Genomic DNA, 4,126 nt, shown 5'->3' with positions numbered 1-4,126 from the left:
GGCCGGCGCCGCGCACGGGCGCTGGACGGCCGACGGCGCGCACCGGCTGCTGGCCCCGCTGCGGCCGGCGCTGGTCGCCGCCGGGGTGTTGCAGGGGCTGGTCACCGTGGCGCAGCTGGCGCCGTTCGTGCTGCTGGTGGAGCTGGCCCGGCGCCTGCTGTCCGGCGCTGCGGCGTCGGCGCTGTGGGCGATCGGCGGCGCCGCGGTCGCCCTGCTGGGGCTGTCCACCCTGCTGGGGGCGGCCCTGACGCTCGGGCTGCACGTGGTCGACGCCCGGTTCGCCCACCGGCTGCGGGAACGCCTGCTTGCCAAGCTGTCCCGGCTGCCGCTGGGCTGGTTCACCGCCCGCGGGTCGGGCACGATCAAGCAGCTGGTCGCCGACGACACGCTGTCACTGCACTACCTGGTCACCCACGCCATCGGCGACGCCGTCGCCGCGCTGATCGCGCCGGCGGCGGTGCTGGTGTACCTGTTCGCCGTGGACTGGCGGGTGGCGCTGGTGCTGTTCGGGCCGGTGCTGGTCTACCTGGCCACCACGGCGTCGATGACCGCGCAGTCCGGCTCCCGCATTCCGGCGGCCCAGCGCTGGGCGGAGACGATGAACACCGAGGCCGGCGCCGACCTGGCCGGCCAGCCGGTGATCCGGGTCTTCGGCGGTGCCGCCGCGTCCAGCTTCCGTCGCCGGCTCGACGGCTACATCGGCTTCCTGGTCGGCTGGCAGCGGCCGCTGGCCGGAAAGAAGACGCTGATGGACCTGGCCACCCGGCCCGCGACGTTCCTGTGGCTGATCGCCGCCGCCGGCACCGCGCTGGTGGTCACCGACCGGATGAATCCGGTGGACGTACTGCCGTTTCTGCTGCTGGGCACCGCGTTCGGTGCCCAGCTGCTCGGCATCGCCTACGGCCTGGGCGGCATCCGCGCCGGCCTGCTCGCCGCTCGCCGGCTGCAGGCCGCCCTCGACGAGCCGGAGCTGGCGGTGCGTCCGCCGGGCCGATCGCAGCCCACGGCTTCCCGATCGGCGACGGTGGTGTTCGACCGGGTCGGCTTCGGCTACCGCCCCGGTGTCCCGGTGATCCACGACGCGTCGCTGACCCTGCGGCCCGGCACGGTCACCGCCCTGGTCGGCCCGTCCGGGTCCGGCAAGTCGACGCTGGCGGCGCTGCTGGCCCGGTTTCACGACGTCGACGACGGCGCGATCCGCATCGACGGGGTCGACATCGCCGCGCTGCGCCCCGACGAGTTGTACCGCCGGGTCGGGTTCGTCCTGCAGGAGACCCAGCTGGTGCGCGGCACCGTGCGCGACAACATCGCGCTGGCCGCCCCCGATGCGACCGACGCCGCGGTCGAGGCCGCCGCGCGGGCCGCGCAGATCCACGACCGGATCCTGCGGCTGCCGCACGGCTACCGGAGCATGCTCGACGGCGCCGGCGGTCTCTCCGGCGGCGAGCGGCAGCGGCTGACGATCGCCCGGGCCATCCTGGCCGACACCCCGGTGCTGATCCTCGACGAGGCCACCGCGTTCGCCGACCCGGAGTCGGAGTACCTGGTGCAGCGGGCGCTCAACCGGCTGGCCGCCGAACGCACCGTGCTGGTGATCGCCCACCGGCTGCACACCGTCACCGGCGCCGACCAGATCGTGGTGCTCGACCGCGGCCGGATCGTGGAGACCGGCACCCACGACCAGTTGCTCGCGGCCGGCGGCCGCTACCTGCGGCTCTGGCGGTCCGGTCGCGGTGAGCTGGTCGGCTCCGCGGAGCCGGTGCCGTGATCCGCACCTGGCTGTCGCTGCTGCCCGCCGACCGCCGCGGCCGGGTGGGGCGCTACCTGGCGCTGGCGCTGACCTCGGTTACCGTCCGCGCCGCCGGCACCGTGCTGCTGGTTCCGTTGCTGGCGGCGTTGTTCAGCGCGGCCCCGCAGCGGGCGCTGGGCTGGCTGGGCTGGCTGACCGCGGCGACGGTGGCCGGCTGGGTAGTCGACACCGCGACCGCCCGGATCGGCTTCGACCTGGGGTTCGCGGTGCTCGATCACACCCAGCACGACCTGGCCGACCGGCTGCCCGAGGTCCGGCTGGACTGGCTCACCGCCGAGCAGACCGCCACCGCCCGGCAGGCGATCGCCGCCACCGGGCCGGAGCTGGTCGGCCTGGTGGTCAACCTGCTGAACCCGCTGCTGGGGGCGGTGCTGCTGCCGGGCGCGATCGCGGTGGCGCTGCTCGGTGTCTCCTGGCCGCTCGGCCTGGCCGCGTTGGCCGGCGTGCCGCCGCTGCTGGGCGCGCTGTGGGCGTCGGTGCGGCTGACCCGGCGCGCCGACGCCGCGGCGGACGCGGCCAGCGGCGCCCTCACCGAGCGGATCATCGAGTTCGCCCGCACCCAGCAGGCGCTGCGCGCCGCCCGCCGGGCCGAGCCGGCCCGCAGCCTGGTGGGTGCCGCGCTGACCGTGCAGCGCGGCGCCACGATGCGGCTGCTGCGGATGCAGATTCCCGGGCAGCTGCTGTTCAGCCTGGCCAGCCAGTCGGCCCTGATCCTGCTGGCCGGGGTGGCCACGGCACTGACCGTCACCGGCCGGATCAACGTCGCGGAGGCGATCGCGCTGATCGTGGTGACCGCCCGCTACCTGGAACCGTTCACCACGGTCAGCGAGCTCGCACCGGCGCTGGAGTCCACCCGGGCCACCCTGGAGCGGATCCGCCGCGTGCTGGCCGCGCCGACCGTGCCGAGCGGCAGCGCGGCCCTGCCCGGCACCGGGGAACCGCCGGCCGTCGAGTTCGACGAGGTGTCCTTCGGCTACGACGGCACCGGCGACCGGGTACTCGACCGGGTCAGCTTCACGCTGCGACCGGGCAGCACCACCGCGATCGTCGGGCCGTCCGGCTCCGGAAAAAGCACCGTGCTGGCGCTGATCGCGGGCCTGCACCAGCCGACCGGTGGCCGGATCCGCATCGACGGTGTCGACGCCGCGGCGCTCACCGCCGAAACGCGCCGGGCGACATCCAGCGTCGTGTTCCAGGAACCCTATCTGTTCCACGGCACGATCGGCGAGAATGTGCGAGCCGGCGACCCCGGCGCCGACGACGCGCGACTGGCCCGAGCCGCCGCGCTGGCCCGGGTCGACGAGCTGACCGGCCGGCTGCCCGACGGGATCGAGACGACCGTGGGCGAGGCCGGCGGCGCGCTCTCCGGCGGCGAGCGGCAGCGGGTCAGCATCGCGCGGGCGCTGCTCAAACCGGCGCCGGTGCTGCTGGTCGACGAGGCGACCAGCGCGCTGGACACCGAGAACGAGGCCGCTGTCGTCGATGCGCTCACCGCCGACCTCCGGCCCCGCACCCGGGTGATCGTCGCGCACCGGCTGGCCAGCATCGCCCACGCCGACCGGGTGCTGTTCCTCGACGGCGGGCAGATCGTCGAGGACGGAAGCATCGACGAGTTACTCGCCGCCGGCGGTCGTTTCGCCGCGTTCTGGCGCCAGCAGCAAGACGCCGCCCGGTGGCGGCTGGCCACCGGCGCACCGGAGAGCGACTGAGCCCGCCGGTGCCCGCCGCAGCAGACCCGCACCCGGACGGCTTCGTGCCGTTCCCGGCCGACCGCGCGCAGCGGTACCGCGCGGCGGGGTACTGGGCCGGCCGCCGCCTCGACTCGGTGCTCCGGCAGGCCGCGGCCAGCTGGCCGCACCGGGTCGCGGTGCTCGACGCCGCCGAAAGCCACAGCTACGCCGAGCTGGACCGCCGTGCCGACCGGGCCGCGGCCGGCTTTGCCGCGGCCGGCATCGCGCCCGGTGACCGGATGCTGCTTCAGCTGCCGAATGCGTGCCGGTTCGCCGTCACGCTGTTCGGCCTGCTGCGGGCCGGGGCCATCCCGGTGCTCTGCCTGCCGGGACACCGATCGGCCGAGCTCGGCCACTTCGCCACCGTCAGCGGCGCGGTCGGAGCGGTGACCGGCGCCGCCGCCGAGCTCCGCGGGATGGCCGACCGGCTGCGGTTACGCCACGTCATCGTCGACGGCGACCCCGGCGGGTTCCTCTCGCTGGCCGAACTGACCGACGCCGGGTCGTCGGGTCGACCACCGGAGCTGACCGGCGGCACCACGTCGCCGGCGCTGCTGCTGACCTCCGGCGGCACCACCGGACTGCC

General features: G+C 75.5%; 3 protein-coding genes. All 3 read left to right on the top strand.

Translation table 11 applies throughout. The annotated features are described in order from the left end of the window. A partial coding sequence (locus AC2VNT_RS11790; RefSeq protein WP_486947033.1) for an ABC transporter ATP-binding protein occupies positions 1–1,768 on the top strand: 1,768 nt, incomplete at its 5' end. Further along, positions 1,765–3,519: an ABC transporter ATP-binding protein gene (locus tag AC2VNT_RS11785; RefSeq protein WP_486947032.1), complete on the top strand. Its 1,755-nt coding sequence runs from the start codon at positions 1,765–1,767 to the stop codon at positions 3,517–3,519. The genes AC2VNT_RS11790 and AC2VNT_RS11785, both read left to right, overlap by 4 nt. An 8-nt stretch (positions 3,520–3,527) precedes the next feature. Further along, a partial coding sequence (locus AC2VNT_RS11780; protein WP_486947031.1) for an AMP-binding protein occupies positions 3,528–4,126 on the top strand: 599 nt, incomplete at its 3' end.

Source organism: Mycobacterium sp. TH-M15 (assembly GCF_057473705.1).
Note: the sequence above shows the minus strand (reverse complement) of the source record. Positions and strands in the feature narration are given on the sequence as shown.